Genomic DNA, 885 nt, shown 5'->3' with positions numbered 1-885 from the left:
GAGGAACACGAGCAGAACACCCCGCCGTCCAGCGCGGGAGCGACCGAGGACGACCAGATCGCGGCCGCAATGGCGCTGCTACAGGAATCCGCGCCGGCCGAGCCATCGGACGGCCCACCGGAGCCGGAAGACTTGGGGCCGGCGGACCCGCAGCCGTTCGAGGCGCCGCAGGGACCGACAAGCCCAACATTGGACGCGTTGGAGCCGAACCGCCGCCCGCAAGCACCCACCGTCTGCGAAACCTGTCCCAACTCGGTGTGGTTCAGTTCGCCCGAGGAAGTGAAGTGCTACTGCTGCGTGATGTACCTGATCGTGTGGGACAGCGCGAAACCCAGCGTGATGACGGGCTGCGACGGGGTATTCATCGGGCAGGAGGAATAGCCGCGCCGGCCCTCACGGCAGCGGACAAGTACATTGCCGAGCGCGAGTCCAAGCGGGCTAAAGGATTCGATATACCGAAGCACCGGCGATATAATGAAAATGACGCGGGCGCGGTCAAGTTTGCCGGGCTGCGCCAGGTTGAGGGCGAATCGCTCGCCCTTTTGAAGCGCGATGAGGACGTGGTTGTGCTGGCCGTGGATGCCGCCACAGCGCGCAGGATCAAACGGCTGTCCCTTGGCGATGACGTATCGCTGACCGACAAGGGCACGCTCAAGACGAAAGGAAGAAGCAGATGAGAGAAAAACCGAACAATGCAGTCGGCCCGCAGGTTCGAGGGACGCGGGCCAAGAAGAACAAGCTGGTGCCGGTGCTTGCTCTTACCTCGATGGCAGCCGGCATGCAGGCCGCAACGCAATACTTCGCGCACACGTTCAACTATCAGCCGACACTCGGCGCGAACTACAGTCACCTGTACGCCCCCTGGTCGATCCTTTCGTGGTACGG

The 885-nt window shown here is 63.2% G+C and carries 2 protein-coding genes and 1 pseudogene; all 3 read left to right on the top strand.

Annotated elements, in window-relative coordinates; genetic code table 11:
* Positions 1-381 (top strand): conjugal transfer protein TraH (locus tag P7F28_RS09425; RefSeq protein WP_306805847.1); only part of this gene is annotated, 381 nt, incomplete at its 5' end.
* A complete protein-coding gene (locus P7F28_RS09420) occupies positions 285-677 on the top strand; it encodes a hypothetical protein (RefSeq protein ID WP_277184239.1) in 393 nt (130 codons plus the stop codon). The genes P7F28_RS09425 and P7F28_RS09420, both read left to right, overlap by 97 nt.
* A pseudogene (locus P7F28_RS09415) lies at positions 674-885 on the top strand (conjugal transfer protein TraG); the annotation flags it as partial. The gene P7F28_RS09420 and the pseudogene P7F28_RS09415, both read left to right, overlap by 4 nt.

This window comes from Caballeronia sp. BR00000012568055, assembly GCF_029439455.1.
In the GTDB taxonomy this organism is placed as follows: Bacteria; Pseudomonadota; Gammaproteobacteria; order Burkholderiales; family Burkholderiaceae; genus Caballeronia.
The sequence above is the reverse complement of the archived record's forward strand: the minus strand, read 5'-3'. Positions and strand labels throughout refer to the sequence as shown.